This is a genomic window from Paenibacillus alginolyticus DSM 5050 = NBRC 15375 (assembly GCF_000422905.1).
Taxonomy (GTDB): domain Bacteria; phylum Bacillota; class Bacilli; order Paenibacillales; family NBRC-103111; genus Paenibacillus_E; species Paenibacillus_E alginolyticus.
The window spans coordinates 39,600-56,585 of record NZ_AUGY01000009.1 but is presented as its reverse complement, the minus strand read 5'-3'; the positions used below and the strand labels follow the sequence as shown (position 1 = coordinate 56,585).

At 44.8% G+C, this 16,986-nt stretch carries 19 protein-coding genes and 1 pseudogene; 17 read left to right on the top strand and 3 right to left on the bottom strand.

The features are described 5' to 3' along the window. Nucleotides 1–352 precede the first annotated feature (352 nt). From G519_RS41625 to G519_RS0103960, 10 genes and pseudogenes are all read left to right on the top strand, one after another. Nucleotides 353–763: a DUF2238 domain-containing protein gene (locus G519_RS41625; RefSeq protein ID WP_244280002.1), complete on the top strand. Its 411-nt coding sequence runs from the start codon at nt 353–355 to the stop codon at nt 761–763. 192 nt (nt 764–955) lie between these two features. Beyond that, the gene (locus G519_RS0103990) at nt 956–2,131 is read left to right on the top strand and encodes an MFS transporter (RefSeq protein ID WP_029193586.1); all 1,176 of its coding nucleotides are present in this window, start codon (nt 956–958) and stop codon (nt 2,129–2,131) included. Nucleotides 2,132–2,275: 144 nt separating this feature from the next. Then, nucleotides 2,276–2,602, top strand: coding sequence for an L-rhamnose mutarotase (locus tag G519_RS0103985; RefSeq protein WP_029193585.1), 327 nt, complete (start codon nt 2,276–2,278; stop codon nt 2,600–2,602). Between the two features lie 168 nt (nt 2,603–2,770). Further along, nucleotides 2,771–3,376, top strand: a complete 606-nt coding sequence (locus tag G519_RS41620; RefSeq protein WP_244280001.1) for a hypothetical protein — start codon at nt 2,771–2,773, stop codon at nt 3,374–3,376. Continuing rightward, nucleotides 3,361–3,618: a copper amine oxidase N-terminal domain-containing protein gene (locus tag G519_RS51955; protein ID WP_244280007.1), complete on the top strand. Its 258-nt coding sequence runs from the start codon at nt 3,361–3,363 to the stop codon at nt 3,616–3,618. The genes G519_RS41620 and G519_RS51955 overlap by 16 nt, the downstream gene beginning before the upstream one ends. A 233-nt stretch (nt 3,619–3,851) precedes the next feature. Then, complete coding sequence (gene galU / locus G519_RS49895) at nt 3,852–4,724, top strand: UTP--glucose-1-phosphate uridylyltransferase GalU (RefSeq protein ID WP_029193584.1); 873 nt, start codon at nt 3,852–3,854, stop codon at nt 4,722–4,724. A 6-nt stretch (nt 4,725–4,730) separates the two neighbouring features. Beyond that, nucleotides 4,731–5,081: pseudogene (locus G519_RS51950) on the top strand (glycosyltransferase); the annotation flags it as partial. A gap of 36 nt (nt 5,082–5,117) precedes the next feature. Then, a complete protein-coding gene (locus tag G519_RS51945) occupies nt 5,118–5,720 on the top strand; it encodes a glycosyltransferase (protein WP_244280006.1) in 603 nt (200 codons plus the stop codon). A gap of 81 nt (nt 5,721–5,801) precedes the next feature. Then, nucleotides 5,802–6,560, top strand: a complete 759-nt coding sequence (locus G519_RS0103965) for a C1 family peptidase (RefSeq protein WP_051253045.1) — start codon at nt 5,802–5,804, stop codon at nt 6,558–6,560. 26 nt (nt 6,561–6,586) lie between these two features. Continuing rightward, nucleotides 6,587–6,727, top strand: a complete 141-nt coding sequence (locus G519_RS0103960; protein WP_029193581.1) for a hypothetical protein — start codon at nt 6,587–6,589, stop codon at nt 6,725–6,727. A 165-nt stretch (nt 6,728–6,892) separates the two neighbouring features. Here G519_RS0103960 and G519_RS0103955 read toward each other — a convergent pair whose 3' ends face one another. The 3 genes from G519_RS0103955 to G519_RS0103945 all read right to left on the bottom strand — a co-directional run bounded on the left by G519_RS0103955 (nt 6,893) and on the right by G519_RS0103945 (nt 9,102). Continuing rightward, complete coding sequence (locus G519_RS0103955) at nt 6,893–7,099, bottom strand: DUF1657 domain-containing protein (RefSeq protein WP_029193580.1); 207 nt, start codon at nt 7,097–7,099, stop codon at nt 6,893–6,895. Nucleotides 7,100–7,230: 131 nt separating this feature from the next. Continuing rightward, entirely contained in the window at nt 7,231–8,217 is a 987-nt protein-coding gene (locus G519_RS0103950) for a LacI family DNA-binding transcriptional regulator (protein ID WP_029193579.1), read from the bottom strand. A gap of 51 nt (nt 8,218–8,268) precedes the next feature. Next, the gene (locus G519_RS0103945) at nt 8,269–9,102 is read right to left on the bottom strand and encodes a phytanoyl-CoA dioxygenase family protein (RefSeq protein WP_029193578.1); all 834 of its coding nucleotides are present in this window, start codon (nt 9,100–9,102) and stop codon (nt 8,269–8,271) included. A gap of 236 nt (nt 9,103–9,338) precedes the next feature. Between G519_RS0103945 and G519_RS41615 the strand changes: the two genes are divergently transcribed. From G519_RS41615 to G519_RS0103910, 7 genes are all read left to right on the top strand, one after another. Next, nucleotides 9,339–9,818, top strand: a complete 480-nt coding sequence (locus G519_RS41615; protein ID WP_051253044.1) for a DUF421 domain-containing protein — start codon at nt 9,339–9,341, stop codon at nt 9,816–9,818. 68 nt (nt 9,819–9,886) lie between these two features. Next, nucleotides 9,887–10,360 carry a stage V sporulation protein AC gene (spoVAC, locus tag G519_RS0103935; RefSeq protein ID WP_029193577.1) on the top strand — a complete coding sequence of 158 codons (474 nt, stop codon included), beginning with the start codon at nt 9,887–9,889 and terminating at the stop codon, nt 10,358–10,360. A gap of 4 nt (nt 10,361–10,364) precedes the next feature. Next, nucleotides 10,365–11,384 carry a stage V sporulation protein AD gene (gene spoVAD / locus G519_RS0103930; protein WP_029193576.1) on the top strand — a complete coding sequence of 340 codons (1,020 nt, stop codon included), beginning with the start codon at nt 10,365–10,367 and terminating at the stop codon, nt 11,382–11,384. Then, nucleotides 11,381–11,731, top strand: coding sequence for a stage V sporulation protein AE (spoVAE, locus tag G519_RS0103925; RefSeq protein WP_029193575.1), 351 nt, complete (start codon nt 11,381–11,383; stop codon nt 11,729–11,731). The genes spoVAD and spoVAE overlap by 4 nt, the downstream gene beginning before the upstream one ends. Before the next feature lie 753 nt (nt 11,732–12,484). Beyond that, nucleotides 12,485–13,444, top strand: a complete 960-nt coding sequence (locus G519_RS0103920) for an AAA family ATPase (protein ID WP_029193574.1) — start codon at nt 12,485–12,487, stop codon at nt 13,442–13,444. A gap of 4 nt (nt 13,445–13,448) precedes the next feature. Continuing rightward, nucleotides 13,449–14,738: a DUF58 domain-containing protein gene (locus tag G519_RS0103915; RefSeq protein WP_029193573.1), complete on the top strand. Its 1,290-nt coding sequence runs from the start codon at nt 13,449–13,451 to the stop codon at nt 14,736–14,738. Then, the gene (locus tag G519_RS0103910; RefSeq protein ID WP_029193572.1) at nt 14,731–16,965 is read left to right on the top strand and encodes a transglutaminase TgpA family protein; all 2,235 of its coding nucleotides are present in this window, start codon (nt 14,731–14,733) and stop codon (nt 16,963–16,965) included. The genes G519_RS0103915 and G519_RS0103910 overlap by 8 nt, the downstream gene beginning before the upstream one ends. Nucleotides 16,966–16,986 lie beyond the last annotated feature (21 nt).

Here is a 16,986-nt window from a genome sequence, read left to right as displayed (position 1 = left end):
TCATACATAAATCTCCCAATGGCCGAAATGGCTAACGGGATTTTGTGTATTTGTAAACCAGACAAAAAACATACAATCGGAAAGGTTAACTTCTATATGATTAGCAGCCTGTGTAAAAGGAACGGACGAACATGCTGACGAACCCGGACATACCGTTTTCCCGCAATTGGCCTTTGCATTTGATGATCTTCATGCTTGCTGTGTATTGGGGATTTACGGCCATCGCACCCACTGACCGGATATAATGGCTTATTGAGAGCATACTCCCCGTTATCGTCGTGCTTATTCTCGCTTTCACTTATGAAGTTTTTCGGTTCTCTAATGCTTCCTATTTACTCATGTTTATTTTTCTTTGCTTACATACCTATGGGCTCATTATACCTATGAGGGTACACCTTTCGATATGTGGCTGAAAGCTTCGTTTCATACACAGAGAAGCTACTACGATCGGGTCGTTCATTTCGCATTCGGTTTGTTCTGGACATATCCATTCCGTGAATTGCTAACACGAGCCGCCGCACTACGTGGTTTTTGGTCTTATATCATTCCCGTGGCTGTCTGTTTCAGTTGCAGCGCCTGTTTCGAAATCATAGAGATGGGGGCTGCTTTTGTAGCTGGGCAAAAGGGATTGGAATATGTCGGTCTGCAAGGTGATGTTTTTGATACTCAAAAAGACATGGGACTTGGATTAGCTGGAGCGGTTATTTCGATGTGCATGCTTGCTTGGGTGTTGTGGCGGAAAAAAGTAAAAAAGAGACAATGATCCTAGAATCATTGACGCGCCCTGTTTCGCAACTTATGATGGGGTTAACTACGATCTAAATGAAAGGAGAGACCCCAATATGATAGCTTTCGCACGACCTCCTTGCTAAGACGTAACCGTTAGTCCGCCACGAGCGCCCCCCTGATTTGATTGAGCCCAACTAGCCAATCAGATTAGGAGAGGAGTTCTTTCATGGATTACACAGCCAATCTTCGCAAACTATTTGCGCTCCGCTTCTTTTCCAGCCTTATCCCAGCCTACGTTATCGAAACGCTATTCTGGGAAGAGCGGGGCATGACCATTCAGATGGTCGTGTTTACCGAAATCATTTATGCGCTGACCATTGTCCTTCTGGAGATTCCAACTGGCATTATGGCCGACAAGTGGGGCCGAAAAAGGATGCTAGTACTAAGCTCCCTCTTGAGGTGCAGTGAGTTTCTGATTCTACTGTATGCGACGGAATTCTGGCACTTTGCCTTGGTTGTTTTCTTGGCGGGCGTGAGCAGATCAGCCAGCAGCGGCTCAGAGAATGCCTTGCTTTACGACTCCTTGCTGCTGCAAGGGAAGGCTTCTACGTTCGAAAAACAACTGGGCAGATTGAATGCCTGCGGCTTCGTATCTGCCATACTCGCTGCACTGTGCGGAAGCTTGCTTGCAAGTAAGTACGGCCTTGAGCTGAACTACTGGATATCACTCGGAAGCACGCTAATCGCTCTAGCCATCTCATTGGTATTGATTGAACCGGCTGCTGAGGACAACACTTCTGTCGAGGAAGCAATTCCTTTCAAGACATATATCGTGATGTCTCTGCGCTTTTTTAGAGCGAACCCAAGTGTCTCCATTGTGATGCTTTCAGCCATGGTGACAGGCGCTGCGATGGGGTATATTGAAGAGTTCTGGCAGTTATACGCGAGCAGACTAGGTATTCCAGTTGTATACTTCGGCGTATTATCAGCAGGGATCATGCTGCTGCAGCTTCCTGGCAATCTGATGTCACACATGCTGATACGTTGGTTCAGCCATAGAGTATTGATTTTCATGATTATGGTTATTTTCGCCGTCGGCTTCACGTATGTCGCACTTAGTAAGGATTTCATCGGCCTCACGGCAATGTTCATCATTTGCTTGTTCTCCGGCGTGATGGAGCCAATCGCTTCGGGCTACTTGCATCACCGGACGGATTCCTCTATGCGGGCAACAATCGATTCTTTCCAGTCGTTAGGGGAGAACCTCGTGCACATGCTCGCTGGTCTTGGCTTCGGTTACTTTGCCTCAAAATATGACGTGTTCGGCGGCTATGGCTTTCTTGCGCTATTGTGCTGCGCTTTTCTCATTTGGTTCATTGTAGCATCCCGTAAAATCGAATAATAAACACCATGTAACAAGAGACGGCGGCCCTAATTGGCTGTCGTCTTTTACTGTTTATAAGTATGGGTGACGATGTTTATTGACGATGCGAAGTTACCGCGGTAAAGTACAATTGATTACATGTTAAGGGGGAAGGGTGACCATATGACGAATAGCGGGAAATTCGCATGGACATGGACCATTCGTGAAGAAGACTTAGAGGAATACGTGACTATGCATCTGGCTCCATGGCCGGAAATTATGGAAGAGCACACGAAAGCCGGGATTAGAGATTACTCGATCTTTCAAAATGGTACACAGTTTTTTTATTGCTTCTTGTGCGATGATGTGGAAGCTGCTTTCGCTTACTTAGCAGAAAGTGAAGCTTGCAATCGATGGAATGCGATTACTTCGAAGATGGTCGTAGGTTCCTTCGACTTCCGTGAAGCGGCGCCTATTCAACCAATGCGTGAAGTGTTTTATTTGAAATAGCTAGAAGAAGAGCCTTGGATAGCAGTTGCTTCTCATGGCTCTTTCTATCATAACAACTCTGCGGTTTGGTTGGTTTTTTTCAATTCTCTCTAAGACCCCTCCAATAATTGGAATCCTGTCGAATATGTTAGGGAGTTAATAAATCCCAACAACCGAGGCGTCGTTATTATGAAAATGAACAAGCCCTGGATGATCACAGCTACATGCATTGTTGTAACTAGTCTTATGACAGGATCTGCATTTGCAAAATTCGAGAATGGCAACAATGCTGATAAAGCAGATTCGTCCAAGCCAGCAGTAGAACTAAATGTGAAAGTTAAAGAAGATATGACTGCAACTGTAACCTCGGATACATATGGAAACCAAGGGAAAAACGGTTATCTTGGTCTTCTTCATGCGCTCGAGAATGTAAAGGATAAGCCAGCCGGAGCTGTTATTGCTGATCTACTTTTGACAAACTACGGTGCTCACATTAGCGACGAATTAAAGGCTGAACTTGATGCGATTAAAGATCGAGATGCTGCACTTTCTGCTGTTGCAGATGTATTGGACGAGCAGGGGAGTGTAACCGATGCAGTTTATGTTCAAAAGGAAGCCGTAAAAGCAAACTTAAAGAACTTGAATTCCTACAAGAAACTGGGCAAGCTTTATGAAAAACTAGGGAAAAAAGGCGTGCTTTTGTATGTGAATGGTGAGGAGCCTGCTTTGGAAGTAAATCCTTTTATTAAAGATGGCAGCACGTTGTACCATTCCGTGCGATTTCGGAATCGCTAAAAGCTGAAGTAACATGGAACGCGGAAGAACGTTCAGTAACGGTTACTCGTGGCGGAATTACAGTAAAGCTTTTTATCGATAGCACGAAAGCTACTGTAGACGGTAAAGAAGTAACACTGGAAGTTCCTGCAGCCATCGTTGAAGGTAACACGGTTGTACCGGTTCGTTTCATCAGCGAAGCTCTAAAAGCTACGGTTAAATGGGAAGAAGAGACGAAGTCAGTCGTGATTTACGAAGATTAATAAGTTTGTAGTTTCAAATGGAGCTTACCTGCGGGTAGGCTCTTTTTTTGTGCGCTATTAACCGGATAAACACATGCAGAACTAAGTTAATCGTTGGTGTGAGGGTAGGCGAAGCTTAACATTAATTAAGTTATATTTTTGAGAGAAAAAGATACATGTCCGTAGCATTCCAAAGGGATTTGCATATTTTAAACATAAAGCTTATTCATTTTAATTGAGAGATGGTGATATGTTTGAAGATTCGAAAAGCGGTCATACCAGCTGCAGGTTTGGGCACGCGATTCCTACCGGCAACCAAAGCTATGCCAAAGGAAATGCTGCCTATCATAGATAAACCAACCATTCAATTTATCGTAGAAGAGGCGGTAGCTTCAGGCATTGAAGACATTATCATCGTGACAGGGAAAGGGAAGAAAGCGATCGAAGATCACTTTGATACCGCTTTTGAATTGGAAAGCTATCTTACAGCGCGTGAGAAGTTTGATCTTCTTGGGCGTGTGCAGGAGCCAACCCAGCTAGCCAATCTTCACTATATTCGCCAAACCGAGCCGTTTGGACTAGGACATGCTATTTGGTGCGCCCGTTCTTTCGTTGGAAATGAACCTTTTGCGGTGTTATTAGGAGATACGTTTTTTGATGCCGAAACGCCTGCACTGGCGCAGTTAATCCATTACTATGATCGATATCAGAGGTCAATTATTGGTGTTCAGGAAGTTGAGGATCAATTCGTTTCGAATTACGGAATTATAGATGCTAAAGATCTGCATGAAGGTTTTTATAGTGTATTAAACCTTATTGAAAAACCAGTTCTTCCTATGTCGCCGTCTAATTTGGCCATACTGGGTCGTTACATTTTGACACCTCAGATTTTTGATGTGCTGGCCACTCAAAAGCCAGGCGTTGGTAAAGAAATTCAGTTGACGGACGCACTGATTACGTTGAACGAAATCGAAGCCATTTATGCCTGTGAGGTAAAGGGGCAATGGCATGATGTTGGAAATCATAGAGGATTTATTACATCGATTCTTTCTGAAGCGAACAAGAGAGCCGATCTGAGGTCATGGCTTCGCGAACACATGGAAAAAATGTTAAGAGAAACGGAGTGATAGGGGATGAAGCGTCTTCACATTGTGCAGGTGATTTCCAACTTTCCAAATGCACAGAAGCTTCCGCCCACGAATCAGGGAGGGACAGAAAAGATAGTTTATGAATTGACTGAGAATCTAGTCCGAAGAGGTCATCGGGTTACTATTTTTGCTGCTAGCGGGAGTCGAACAAGCGCTAAACTTGTCCCGTTTCCAAGGGGGCTTCGTAATCAAGGAATAGCAAAGTATGTCTTGAGTAGGTTGCCGCGTGATGTTAACGTTATTCATGATCATACGTTTAGATCTGCACTTGGACGGCTCAATCTTCGTATTCCGATAGTGTGTACCTTACATCTCCCTGTAAAGCAAAGAGTGAAGCATCCTGTATATCTTTCCATGCGAGCTAGAAAGGTGATGGGCAAAAATCGAGGACACTATGTATATAATGGACTTAACCCTAATGAATATGAATTCAGTGATAAAAAGCGCAATTATATGTTATTTATGGGACGTATTCTGCGAGAGAAAGGTGTTCTGCAAGCCATTGAGATTGCGGAGAGAACGAATAAAAAACTTATTATTGCTGGACCGATAAAAAATAAAATATTTTTTAATAATGAAATTGCACCTCGAATTAGAAGAAATCCCAACATCAATTTTGTTGGCCCTATTGGAGGGAAGAATAGACAGAAGCTGCTCAAATATGCAAGTTGTTTGCTGTTTCCTACGCTGTGGGAAGAGCCTTTTGGACTCGTTATGATTGAGGCTATGGCCTGCGGCACACCGGTAATTGCCTTGAAACGTGGTGCGTCCGAAGTTATGGCGGGGTTTCCTCGATTAATCTGCCGCTCTGTTTCTGAAATGGTTGCTAAGGTAAAAGAAGGGAAGTACCCGCATCCGGCTGTTCTTCGTCGTTATGTCATTCGTAGATTTACAACGTCCCAGATGACAACAAAATACTTGCAAATATATCAAAAAGTAATGAAAAGTAATCAGAAAAAAGCACGCATTCGATAGGGATGCGTGCTTTTTGCACGCTGTAGCCTATGGTTGAATATACTGCAGTACAATTCTGCAAACACACTAGGAGGCTACGAGATGCGTAAGTACACGGTTAAACGGGACCAGCGTGATTTTCGGGATTATTATTACCGAAGCGTGAATTATATTCGGGAATCGCAATTGCCTCGCAAAGTGGATTTGCGCAAGGAGCTGTCTCCTATTGTGAATCAGGGAAATTTAGGCTCCTGCACATCGAATGCCATTGTAAGCGGGCTCCGTGAGTATTGGCTTCGTCAAGAACGAGATTCAACGATCCGGCTATCTCGTCTTTTTCATTATTGGCATGAGCGTAAATTAGAAGGTGCGATCAACCGTGACTCGGGAGCAACTGTACGTGATGGCATGAAAGTACTGCATAAAATTGGGGTATGTACGGAAGCCGAATGGCCTTATCGTATAGCCAAATTTAAAGAAACACCTGATTCTGAGGCGGAAGCTGCAGCAGGTGCCTATCGTATTGAAGGCTATCATCGGATCCACGATTTGGCAGGGATTAAAGCTGCATTAGCTGATGGCCAGCCTGTTGTCTTCGGAATCTGGTTGTATGAATCCTTCGAAAGCCCACTGGCGGCAAAAACAGGCAAGATCCCTTACCCGAATCGGAAAAAAGAGCAGCTATTAGGCGGTCATGCTTTATTGGCCGTCGGATATCGAGATGGTAAGCAGAAGGGCCAAGGAACCGTCATCGTTCGGAATTCATGGGGGAAAGCATGGGGAGATCAAGGCTATTGTTACTTGCCCTATTCTTTTTTCAAAAACAATGTGCTGACGTTTGATTATTGGACTGGTAAATAACCCGACTTCAGGGAGGAGCTGAATCTATGTTAAGTGTGGAAGATGCAAATAAAATTATTGCGTTCTTGTCTGCGGCTTATTCGGCAACTGAGGACGCGGAGGCAAGAGCAGAATTTCACCGATTGGCCAACGAGCTTAGGAAATCGTCCGGCCAACCATTGGAATAATAGGAATCTCATCCGAAACGAGGGACGGCTTAAATGCCAATAGATAAACTGATACTGCTCATCTTAATTCTGTTCGTTTTACTTACTCTGCTTTTCGCCTGCTTGCTCTAATGTAAAAACAGCCAGCTGCATAAGCTTGCAGCCGGCTGTTTTTATGTCTATTAACTAGAAGCCTTTGTACTGAGGTTCTTCATTTTCTAATTGCTGAACACGGGAGGCGACTTGATTTACGATGTCTTGCGTAGTGAGGGCTGCCGTTTCATACAGCTGTTTGGCTTCTTGATTCTGCGTGCCTAGAGCAAATGTTTCCAAGCTTGCTTGGGCACTTTTAAGCGAGGCCAATGTTGTTTTTACTTGAGAAGCTACTGTCATGTTGTGCACCTCTTCTTTAAGATTTGTGTAGGATAGCAAACAAATTGATCGTTTTCAATTGATTGCGATCTTTAATATGCCCTAACTTTTCACTTGCATATATAACAATTTATTCCAACTGAGATTGTTCATTACGGCTCAACTGTAGAAGCTCTTACTGAAAGCTTGCCTTCCAGTCGTGGTGTCTTCCTATTGTCTCCGTCGATGAGTGATAACAGCAGTTCTGTCGCTGCCAAGCCAACCTCCATCCGTGGATAAGAGATAGCTGTCAAAGCTGGCGAGACTTGCGAAGACATTAGAATATCTTCGCACCCGGCGATTGCCAATTGGTGTGGAACAAGAATGCCGGATTCGCGGCAAGCCGCGAGGCAACCAACCGCCATCAAATCATTTGCTGCTACAATAGCGGTAAAATCAAAACCTTGCGTTAGTGTTGTGGTTAACGTGTGGAAAGCCATCTCGAAGCGGCCAGCTCCTTCGAGAATATATGGCTCCGGCAGTTCCACTCCTTCGTGACGCATGGCTTCGCGGAAAGCAATAAGCCGATAAGCAATCGGATCCTGCGAATCGCCAGCCGTCATAAAGGCAATCTGATCATGCCCTTGTTCGCGCAGATGAACAATTAACCGCCGCATTTCAGTTACCCAATCCACATCAACGACCGGGATGTTCGGCATGGAAACACCTGGATGCATTAGAGACACGATGGGGAGCTCCATCAAGCTGTAAAATGCCTGACTTTCCTCGCTTAGCGTTTGGCCCAGCAGAAGAATGCCGTCCACACGCCCCATCAGTGTATTTTTTAATTCTTCTTCACGAGCAGGTTCAAATGAATGAAAAAACACAGAATAATTGCTGAGTTTAGCTTTTTTCTCAATATACAATAGCAATCCACCCTCGAATGGGTTTCCCACGAAATGGACGAGGACAGCAATTTGCCCTGTTTTCCTAGTTTTGAGGCTGCGGGCTGTTTGATTGGGACGATAACCTAGCTCATTGATTACCGCAAGTACTTTTTGCCTTGTTTCTTCTTTGACGATGCTTCGATTATTAAGCACATATGAAACGACAGCTACCGAAACACCCGCCCGGTCTGCGACTTCTTTCCTGGTAATCATAAGGAACTCCCTTTTCTTGTTTCCTCAAGGGTATCATAAATTTGGACAAATCTAAATGTACTCACTTTTCGTAGCATCATCGCCTAACCATAGCTTTTTAAGCGGGACCATTGACTCTTCCGGAACGTAGAATTTGAAATAGTTTTCACTAATTGCCCCAAGTAGTTGGCGGCGTATCGGATCTGCCCCTTCAAGTAGAGCTGGAGAAGCAGCATGGTAATCAATAGGCCTCATCCAAATCGGGCTATAGCCAATGAATAATTGGCGACGTGTGAAGTCAGAGCGGTTCGGGGAACCGGCATGCCAAAGATTTTGTGCAAATATAAATACGTCCCCAGGCTTACCGCAAATCTGCATTTCTCCTGGTAAAGGCACATTCACGTCGATTTGAACAGGTTGGTAATCTGGCCACTTATGACTGCCCGGAATGATTTTCGTATTCCCGCGGTCTGGCTCAGACATATCGCTCAAAATATAACAAACTTTAATGTAGTAGGTGGATGTAAGTCCGTTAATACTTGGGAATTTGGGCGCGGGTCCATCCTGATGCCAGTTTATGAAGCTGTTGGTCTCAGTCTTGAAATCATCAGGATTTGGTTTGCGCACGGTCAGATGTGAGATATGAAGTTGGATGTTATAACCCATCAAATTAACGATCAGTGGAAGAATTGTCGGATTGTCCATTAAGGACAAAATAGAGGGTGCTCGCACTACGCTATTGTAAATGTTGTAGGATAACGACTCTTGCTCATCTGAAAGGATGCCGTCAACGGCACTATTCAATTCTGCAATCCTTTCTTCCGATAGTACATTGCGAAGCAGTAAGTAACCATCATTTTCAAATTGTCGTGAGAGCTCAGGGATATCCAGAGTCACTGTCGTCATTCTCATCTTCCTCCTTGTATTTTACTCGTGTAAAATGAGTTGAAAATAAAATGGAAAAGGAGCAAGTTACTCATTATCCATTTGTTATAAAATGTATTTTACTCGTGTAAATTTAAACTTGCAAGCTATTTTTCACTTGCTTAGTTAACATTTAAATCCAACTCAAAATGATCATACTTGCTGCCTAAATTACACATAATGAGGTTGTTTCGAGCTTTAGGATTGGGAGGGAAAGCTTGTGGCAGATTGCTGCTGGCGCAGCTGCGGGCAAAAGTGTTTTTCGCCTGGCAGATGTTGAATTCGCTATGCTCGAGCCTAGTGGTGATTTAACTGTTCTACTTAAAAGTGAACTTCAGCCTCTGACACCAAATCATTTGGGCATGAAGCTTAATATTGAGAAACCGACGCAATCTGTCATTATGGACGGCGTCATTCAAGATGAACTCTTGGCTGCAGCGGGTAGAGGACGAGGATGGCTACATAAAGAACTGGATAAGCTAGGAGTAACGAAGGAGAATGTGTTCCTCGCACAAGTTGACACGCATGGCGAGTTAACGGTCGATCTTTATGATGATAAATTAAAAGTGCCTCAGCTAAGTGAAAGGCCCGCATTATTAGCCACTCTGAAGAAATGTGAGGCAGAACTTGAATTTTTTTCATTGCGACTTGTCATCCGTAAGCAAAGAATATGTACGAGGCATGTTCGGTGCAGTTAACGAAGGTTATTCAGAATCTGTATACAATGCTTAGAACTTAGGGCGTTAAAGGAAGCAGGAGGGAATATATGGCCAACAACAAGAAGAAGAACCTGACAATGACGCAGCAGGAGTATCAGAAATTAGCAAAGAAGCAAGAGCCCAAAAGACCCGTTCTAATGAATTGCCTGCGAGCCTTTCTCGTTGGAGGGACAATCTGTTTAATTGGTGAATGCATCATGGAGATGTTCGTTAATTGGTTTGGTTTTACAGAAAAAACGGCAGGGAATCCAACGGTTGCCGTGTTGATTATCATATCCGTCATCCTGACGAGCTTTGGTGTGTACGATAAAATTGCCCAATGGGCCGGAGCGGGAAGCTCTGTTCCTGTAACTGGATTCGCAAATTCGTTATGTTCAGCAGCTATTGAGCACCGGGCGGAAGGACTTGTGCTTGGGGTAGGCGGTAATATGTTCAAGTTAGCTGGCTCCGTCATTGTATTCGGAACCGTGGCAGCCTTCGTTGTAGGTATCGTACATCTTATCATTTCGGGTGGGAGTTGACCTTATGCTGAAGGGACATCAGAGCTGGGTCTTTGAAAATCGCCCTGTCATCTTATCAACGGGGACGGTTGTAGGACCTGATGAAGGCCAAGGGCCTATTAGTGAAGATTTTGATATCGTTCACGGTGATTTGACCATTGGTCAAAAAACGTGGGAAAAAGCCGAGAAGGCACTGCTAGAGGAAGCAGCGCAGCGAGCACTTGATAAGGCAGGGTTGGTAGGTGGCAACATACAGTTCTATATTGGAGGCGATCTGATGAATCAGATCATCTCCAATACCTTCGCTGTGCGCACGCTGAATATGCCGTTTCTCGGCATATTCGGCGCTTGCTCCACATCGATGGAAGGGCTCGCGATAGCCGCGCAGCTGGTCGACTCGGGGGCTGCCAACTACGTGATGGCCGGCACCTGCAGCCATAACTGTACGGCGGAGAAACAGTTCCGTTATCCGACAGAATACGGATCGCAGAAGCCGCCGACAGCTCAATATACCGTCACCGGCGCCGGAGTCGCCGTGCTTGGCAAAAGCGGTGACGGCCCCGTCGTTACCTCGGCCACAATCGGACGAGTCGTCGATATGGGGATCACGGATCCGTTTAATATGGGCGCTGCGATGGCGCCGGCAGCGGTAGATACGATTCAAACTCACTTCCGTGAATTGAATATTGAGCCTAGCTATTACGATCTAATTGTCACCGGTGATTTGGCAACAGTGGGTGTGAATATTGCGCGCGAACTATTCGATAAGCATCAGTTCCCAATTGATCAAACGACATATAACGACTGCGGCTTGATCATATATGATCGCGAGAAGCAGGCTGTCCAATCGGGAGGGAGCGGTTGTGGCTGTTCAGCAACCGTCACTTACGGTCATCTCCTGAAGCGGGTTAAGAGTGGAGAATTGAAGAGAATCCTAGTCGTAGCGACTGGAGCTTTGCTCTCACCGCTTTCTTTCCAGCAAGGGGAAAGCATTCCTTGCATTGCACATGCTGTGTCAATTGAGTCTGGAGGGTTGTACGCATGAACTTTTTTTGGGCTTTTCTGATAGGTGGAGCCATCTGTGTATTAGGCCAACTTTTGATGGATGTGGGCAAGCTGACGCCCGCTCATACCATGAGCACGCTCGTCGTGCTGGGCGCTATAGCTGACGGTTGTAATTTGTATGATCCGTTCATTGAATTTGCCGGTGCGGGTGCAACCGTACCAATTACCAGTTTCGGCAATGCCCTTGTACACGGGGCGTTAGAAGAGCTCCATAAGGACGGCTATATAGGGATCATTACCGGTATTTTTAAAGTGACCAGCGCAGGGATATCCGCGGCGATCATTTTTTCCTTCATAGCGGCAGTATTTGTCAAACCTAAAGGATAAGATGAACGCTTTGTGCATTGTGACCCCATTCGTGGACACTAAAAAGTCAGAACCTGGCTGATAAAAGATGGATAGGATGGATAAAAGATGGCTCCTGTACGGTATTCGCCGGGAGTCATCTTTTTTATCTCCATTGAAAGCATACACTCACCATTTAAGTAGGGTTGGTGCTTTATTTTCAGCATGATAGTACATCAAATGCTGGAGAGATATCCAAGATACAACCTGTTCGGAGTTTATCTAAACTCCCTCATTTAGCTCAACTATTCAAATAATCCTTGGTCTTTCATCAGATGATCGATTTGAGGGCTGAAATGTTGTGCGCTTTCATTCTACAGAAAGGATGGATTCATTCCTTATTACACCCCATACTCCAACTATTTACAACGTGTAACTATCTCCTTGATAAGGAAAATTGGCTCGACCTGTTTGGGAACATGGAAATCATAGATCTAACTTACTAGAATCTCATAAAATAAAGTTTGCAATCTGTTGCATTTAAATATATTTCTTCAATCGGATAGGAATCATTCCGCCCTCTGAGAGGAGCAAAAGTCCTAAAGCCATGGATGGTTAAATTTAACAAATAAATTTAGAGGATTTACAAGTATACGGGCGAAAAACTTTACTGTAAACTAGATTTACGCTCATTTTCCTATCATTTTTAAGGAATACGGACTTAGGGAAGTATTTTCACCATAAATGGCAACACATCCACAATTTGCTTTACGAAAACTCTAAGGAGGATCAAACATGGAAACTGCCACCCATCATCATGTAGAAGTTCTAGCTAGATTGAAAGCGAATTTGGAATCATGCATTCTTGGCAAGAGCTCTGAGATTGAATTGCTGCTAACTGCGATGCTTGCAGGTGGGCATGTTTTACTTGAAGATGTTCCGGGTACAGGCAAAACAGTGTTGATTAAAGCACTTGCTCGATCCATAGATGGTCAATTTCGCCGCATTCAATGTAATCCGGACTTATTACCTTCCGATATAACAGGTGTTTCTATATATCATCCCAAAGAAGAGAAGTTCCTGTTCCGTTCAGGACCGATTATGACGAACATTTTGCTTGTCGATGAAATTAATCGGGCAACAACCAAAACACAGTCTGCTTTGCTGGAAGCAATGGAAGAACAACATATCACTGTTGACGGCGATATTCACGAGCTTCCTTCACCATTTATGATGCTGGCAACCCAGAACCCGATTGACTTCGAAGGCACATATATTTTGCCTGAAGCGCAGCTTGATCGATTCATGATGAAGCTAAGTCTAGGTTATCCGAGTGAAGCCGCAGAGAAGCAGATGATCACGTCCCAGAGCAAAGTGCATCCGATGGAGGCGCTGCAGGCGATTATGGATATGTCTCAGGTGCTGGCCATCCAAGATCAGGTTCGTCTAGTCCACATGGATGAAGCAGTAGCTGATTATTTAGTGACAATTACCAGAAAAACACGTGAACATCAGGCCGTATTCCTCGGAGCCAGTCCAAGGGCTACGCTTTCATTGGTTTTAGCTTCCAAATCTTTTGCGTTCCTTCATGGAAGAGACTATGTGATTCCTGATGATATTAAATACCTTGCTCCTTATGTTCTTGGTCATCGAATGATTCTTCATTCCGAAGCCCGCATGGATGGAGCCACGGTTTCCTCAGTTCTCGGCGCGATTTTCGAGCAAGTACGCGTGCCGGTACGATTGGAGAAGTGAGCCTATGAATCGACCGGTATTCAAACGATTCGGGGAGCTTCCCCGGTTTCCGGCAGCTTTATGGCTTCTTATTTCTTGTTTCACAGCTAGTTTATTGTTCCTGTTGTTTCAAGGTGGGAAGCTAGCCTCTATGCTTTTTATCATTATCACGTTATTATCCGCCTATTTACTCTCTGGCAACTGGAGTGGAATTAAACGTGCTCAAGGTACACGCAAGCTAGCGAATGTAGGGCAAGATACACAAATAGAAGCAGGGCAATCGTTGCAGATTGGCATTGGGGTGCAGATTCCGGGTTTTTGGCCCATTCCATATATGATGATTAAAGATCAGCTTATTCGACAAAATGGGGAAGAGACGGTTTTCGAAGGCTCCCTTGTTCCGGATTGGAAACGTAGAGGCGAGTTACTTTACAGTACACCACCTTTAAGAAGAGGATATTATCGCTTTGGGGCAACAGAGTGCCTAACGGAGGATATTTTTGGTTTCTTTCAGCATAAAGGACGCTTAGAGCTTCAGCAGCCTATCACTGTGTATCCACAAACGGTGGCAATACGGGAGTGGGCACAATTTCATCAAATGCTTAAAGGCATGCAGCATCACTCTACAACGACGCGAGCACATCGGGAAACGACGCAAATTAATGGTGTCCGTGAATATATTTATGGCGACCGCTTATCACGTATCCATTGGAATGCCACTGCGAAGACAGGTACTTGGAAATCCAAAGAATTCGAGCGAGAATCACTTCCTAAGACGATTATTTTATTAGATCGGAATGCCCGTGCCTATCGGGACACTGCTGAATTTGAACTGGCGGTATCTGTTGCGGCTTCCTTATTTCGCTATGGTGCGAGTCGTGACTTAGCACTAGGATTACTTTCGATTGGGAAGGAATCGACCTTTTTTGAACCGAAGCAGAGCCAGAACCATCACAAGCAAATCATACAGCATTTGGTCGGTGTAGAGGCAGATGGTTATCACTCTCTTCACCAAATTATCAAGGAACGCTCGAGAGAATGGCCGGCAGGCTGCTTCTTTGTACTTATTTCTCCGCAAAAGGGCTCAGCGATGATACAGGTGATTCACCACCTGGAACATCTTCAGATGAATCCATGCCATATCTGGGTTCATGGGAAGTCCAACCATGCATTCAAACCGCAGGGTGTGGACATGGAAGGCAACAATCAGGAGGATTGGATAAAGGCGATTCGCTCACAAGGCTATATGGGTTATGAGGTTAGTCAGTTGACGGACTTGCCTAACCTGTTGGGAGGGGCGAAACGTTATGCCTAACGTATTATGGAAAAGAATTTTACTGACAGATTGGTCGCAGCGAGTCACAGCCATTCTAACTGGCATTTTCCTTTATCAATTTGTCATCTGGATTATGAAAGAGGATGGACTTTGGTTGCCTGAAACGGTCGCTTTTGTCACGGGAACCCTCTTCATTGTAGCGGTTACTTACCTCATACCTCACTTGCATCGCGGATGGCGTTCCTTGATTCAATTCGGTTTGATTTTATGGCTGCACGGCATAGGTATGAACTATCATTTTGTGGCGGTTAAAGTGACAGCATGGAAAGATGTGGTGAAATGGATTGCTCTGAATGCAGGGCAGCTGGAACCATACATTTGGTTTAGTTTAATTGCTTGGATTACTTATTTATTTGCGATGTGGTCTGTCCAATCTAGACTGCGTGTATTTGTCCTTATTTTTGTCAGTATTTTATTTTTTGCTATGCGTGATTCGTTCAGTCTGATTTTTTTGTGGCCGCAAGTAGCTATGGTCTTATTTTGCGGATTCTCACTATTGATGGTACAGCATTTTAGCCAACTGAAGAGACGGGCTCCTGTTATTTGGGAAACGATTACGGATTACCCATCAACCCTCGTTGTTCCCGTTCTATTGATTATCGGTGTCACTTTTCTAGTTGGCTTACTAGCGCCAACCGTGAATCCGATATTAACGGATCCTTACACAGCTTGGAAAGTAAGTCGTGGCGAAGCTGTTCCTCTGCTTGGAAAAGGAGTCAGCGTCACGTCATCGACGAACGCAGATGCTTCCTCCGGTTATAGTCGAGACGACAGTCGGCTTGGCGGCGGATTTCGTTATGATTACACGCCAGTTATGACCGTCGAAACGAGCAAGAGAACCTATTTTCGAGGGGAAACGAGATCCCTATATAACGGAAAAGGCTGGGAGCTCAGCCCCGTGGAGCGTAAATTGCCAGTCAATCGTGTGAATGGGAATCCGCTGCAGCTAGACCCGCGATTTGATTTGTCACTTTTGAAAACCAAAGAAGTAACACAAACGATTGTAATGGATAGAGAGGAAGTATTTCCCGTTTTATTTGGGGGATTCGCCATCCAGAAAATTGTGGAAGTGAATAAAGGTGAGAACCCGTTTCAACGCCTGATATGGTCTCCTCGCCAGTCAGAACTGCGCTATGTAGGGAGAAATAACTATCCTAAAGATTATACAATCGTTGTCCAGGAACCTATTCTGGAAGAAGCGTTATTGCGAGAAGTCAAATCAGACTATTCGAATCAACTGGAATGGGCGGAATATCTACAACTGCCTGCCGACCTTCCTGAACGAGTGAAGCAGCTTGCTGTTGAAATTACGAAGGCAGCGACGAATCCTTATGACAAAGCGAAAGCCATCGAGAAGTATTTATCAGATCATTATCCGTATACGAATACCCCAGATGAAAGCAAGGGCAAGAGCAAGGATTTCGTTGACCGCTTCTTATTTGAAGTGAAGCAAGGGTATTGCGATTATTACTCATCGTCTATGGCAGTACTCGCCCGTTCTATCGGGCTTCCAACTCGTTGGGTGAAAGGTTATTCATCAGGCACTTCACCGATTCCACCGGAATTTAGGGATTTAGGTATTTTGAGTCAACTGGGTTCGGAAATCGATGTGAATGGCGCTGGTACCTATACAGTTAGAAATTCGGATGCTCATTCATGGGTTGAAGTTTACTTTGAAGGCTTTGGCTGGATACCCTTTGAACCAACCTCAGGCTTCAAACTGCCGAATGTGTTCCCAGAGCAAACACCGCCACCCGTTGACCCATCAACGGACAGTGCCCCTGTTACCGTGCCTGACGAAACGAAAGCGGCTCCGAGCTTTACATGGTTGTGGTTGACGTTAAGTGGCGTAGCAGCCGCTGCGGCAGTTGCGGTAGTTCTTTTCTTTATTTTGAAAAGCGATAACTGGAAAGCATGGCGAAACCGCAGGAAGAAAAGGCAAGTCGTTAATTTTAATCAGAAAATTATCGTTGAATTCGAAAAACTGCTGCGGCTAAGCCGTCGCAAGGGCTACATGAGACACGAGCATGAAACAATGCGAGAAGCGACGACAAGGTGGTCGAACCAAAGCAAGTGGATGAAAAAAGAGCTGGAAACGGTGCTCGAATTGTTTGAGAGAGCGAAGTACAGTCAGCAGAATTCCACTGAAGTCGACTATCAGACCGTTAGTCAATCTATTATTCGATTAAAAGAACAAATGAAATAGGACAAAGAAGCCACTCACCCT

What these genes read in the sequence shown, in the direction of transcription:
- G519_RS0103990 (WP_029193586.1), top strand. Translation starts at nt 956, where the DNA reads ATGGATTACACAGCCAATCTTCGCAAACTATTTGCGCTCCGCTTCTTT.
- G519_RS0103985 (WP_029193585.1), top strand. Translation starts at nt 2,276, where the DNA reads ATGACGAATAGCGGGAAATTCGCATGGACATGGACCATTCGTGAAGAA.
- G519_RS41620 (WP_244280001.1), top strand. Translation starts at nt 2,771, where the DNA reads ATGAAAATGAACAAGCCCTGGATGATCACAGCTACATGCATTGTTGTA.
- G519_RS51945 (WP_244280006.1), top strand. Translation starts at nt 5,118, where the DNA reads ATGGGCAAAAATCGAGGACACTATGTATATAATGGACTTAACCCTAAT.
- G519_RS0103965 (WP_051253045.1), top strand. Translation starts at nt 5,802, where the DNA reads ATGCGTAAGTACACGGTTAAACGGGACCAGCGTGATTTTCGGGATTAT.
- G519_RS0103960 (WP_029193581.1), top strand. Translation starts at nt 6,587, where the DNA reads ATGTTAAGTGTGGAAGATGCAAATAAAATTATTGCGTTCTTGTCTGCG.
- G519_RS0103955 (WP_029193580.1), bottom strand. Translation starts at nt 7,099, where the DNA reads ATGACAGTAGCTTCTCAAGTAAAAACAACATTGGCCTCGCTTAAAAGT.
- G519_RS0103950 (WP_029193579.1), bottom strand. Translation starts at nt 8,217, where the DNA reads ATGATTACCAGGAAAGAAGTCGCAGACCGGGCGGGTGTTTCGGTAGCT.
- G519_RS0103945 (WP_029193578.1), bottom strand. Translation starts at nt 9,102, where the DNA reads ATGACGACAGTGACTCTGGATATCCCTGAGCTCTCACGACAATTTGAA.
- spoVAC (WP_029193577.1), top strand. Translation starts at nt 9,887, where the DNA reads ATGGCCAACAACAAGAAGAAGAACCTGACAATGACGCAGCAGGAGTAT.
- spoVAD (WP_029193576.1), top strand. Translation starts at nt 10,365, where the DNA reads ATGCTGAAGGGACATCAGAGCTGGGTCTTTGAAAATCGCCCTGTCATC.
- spoVAE (WP_029193575.1), top strand. Translation starts at nt 11,381, where the DNA reads ATGAACTTTTTTTGGGCTTTTCTGATAGGTGGAGCCATCTGTGTATTA.
- G519_RS0103920 (WP_029193574.1), top strand. Translation starts at nt 12,485, where the DNA reads ATGGAAACTGCCACCCATCATCATGTAGAAGTTCTAGCTAGATTGAAA.
- G519_RS0103915 (WP_029193573.1), top strand. Translation starts at nt 13,449, where the DNA reads ATGAATCGACCGGTATTCAAACGATTCGGGGAGCTTCCCCGGTTTCCG.
- G519_RS0103910 (WP_029193572.1), top strand. Translation starts at nt 14,731, where the DNA reads ATGCCTAACGTATTATGGAAAAGAATTTTACTGACAGATTGGTCGCAG.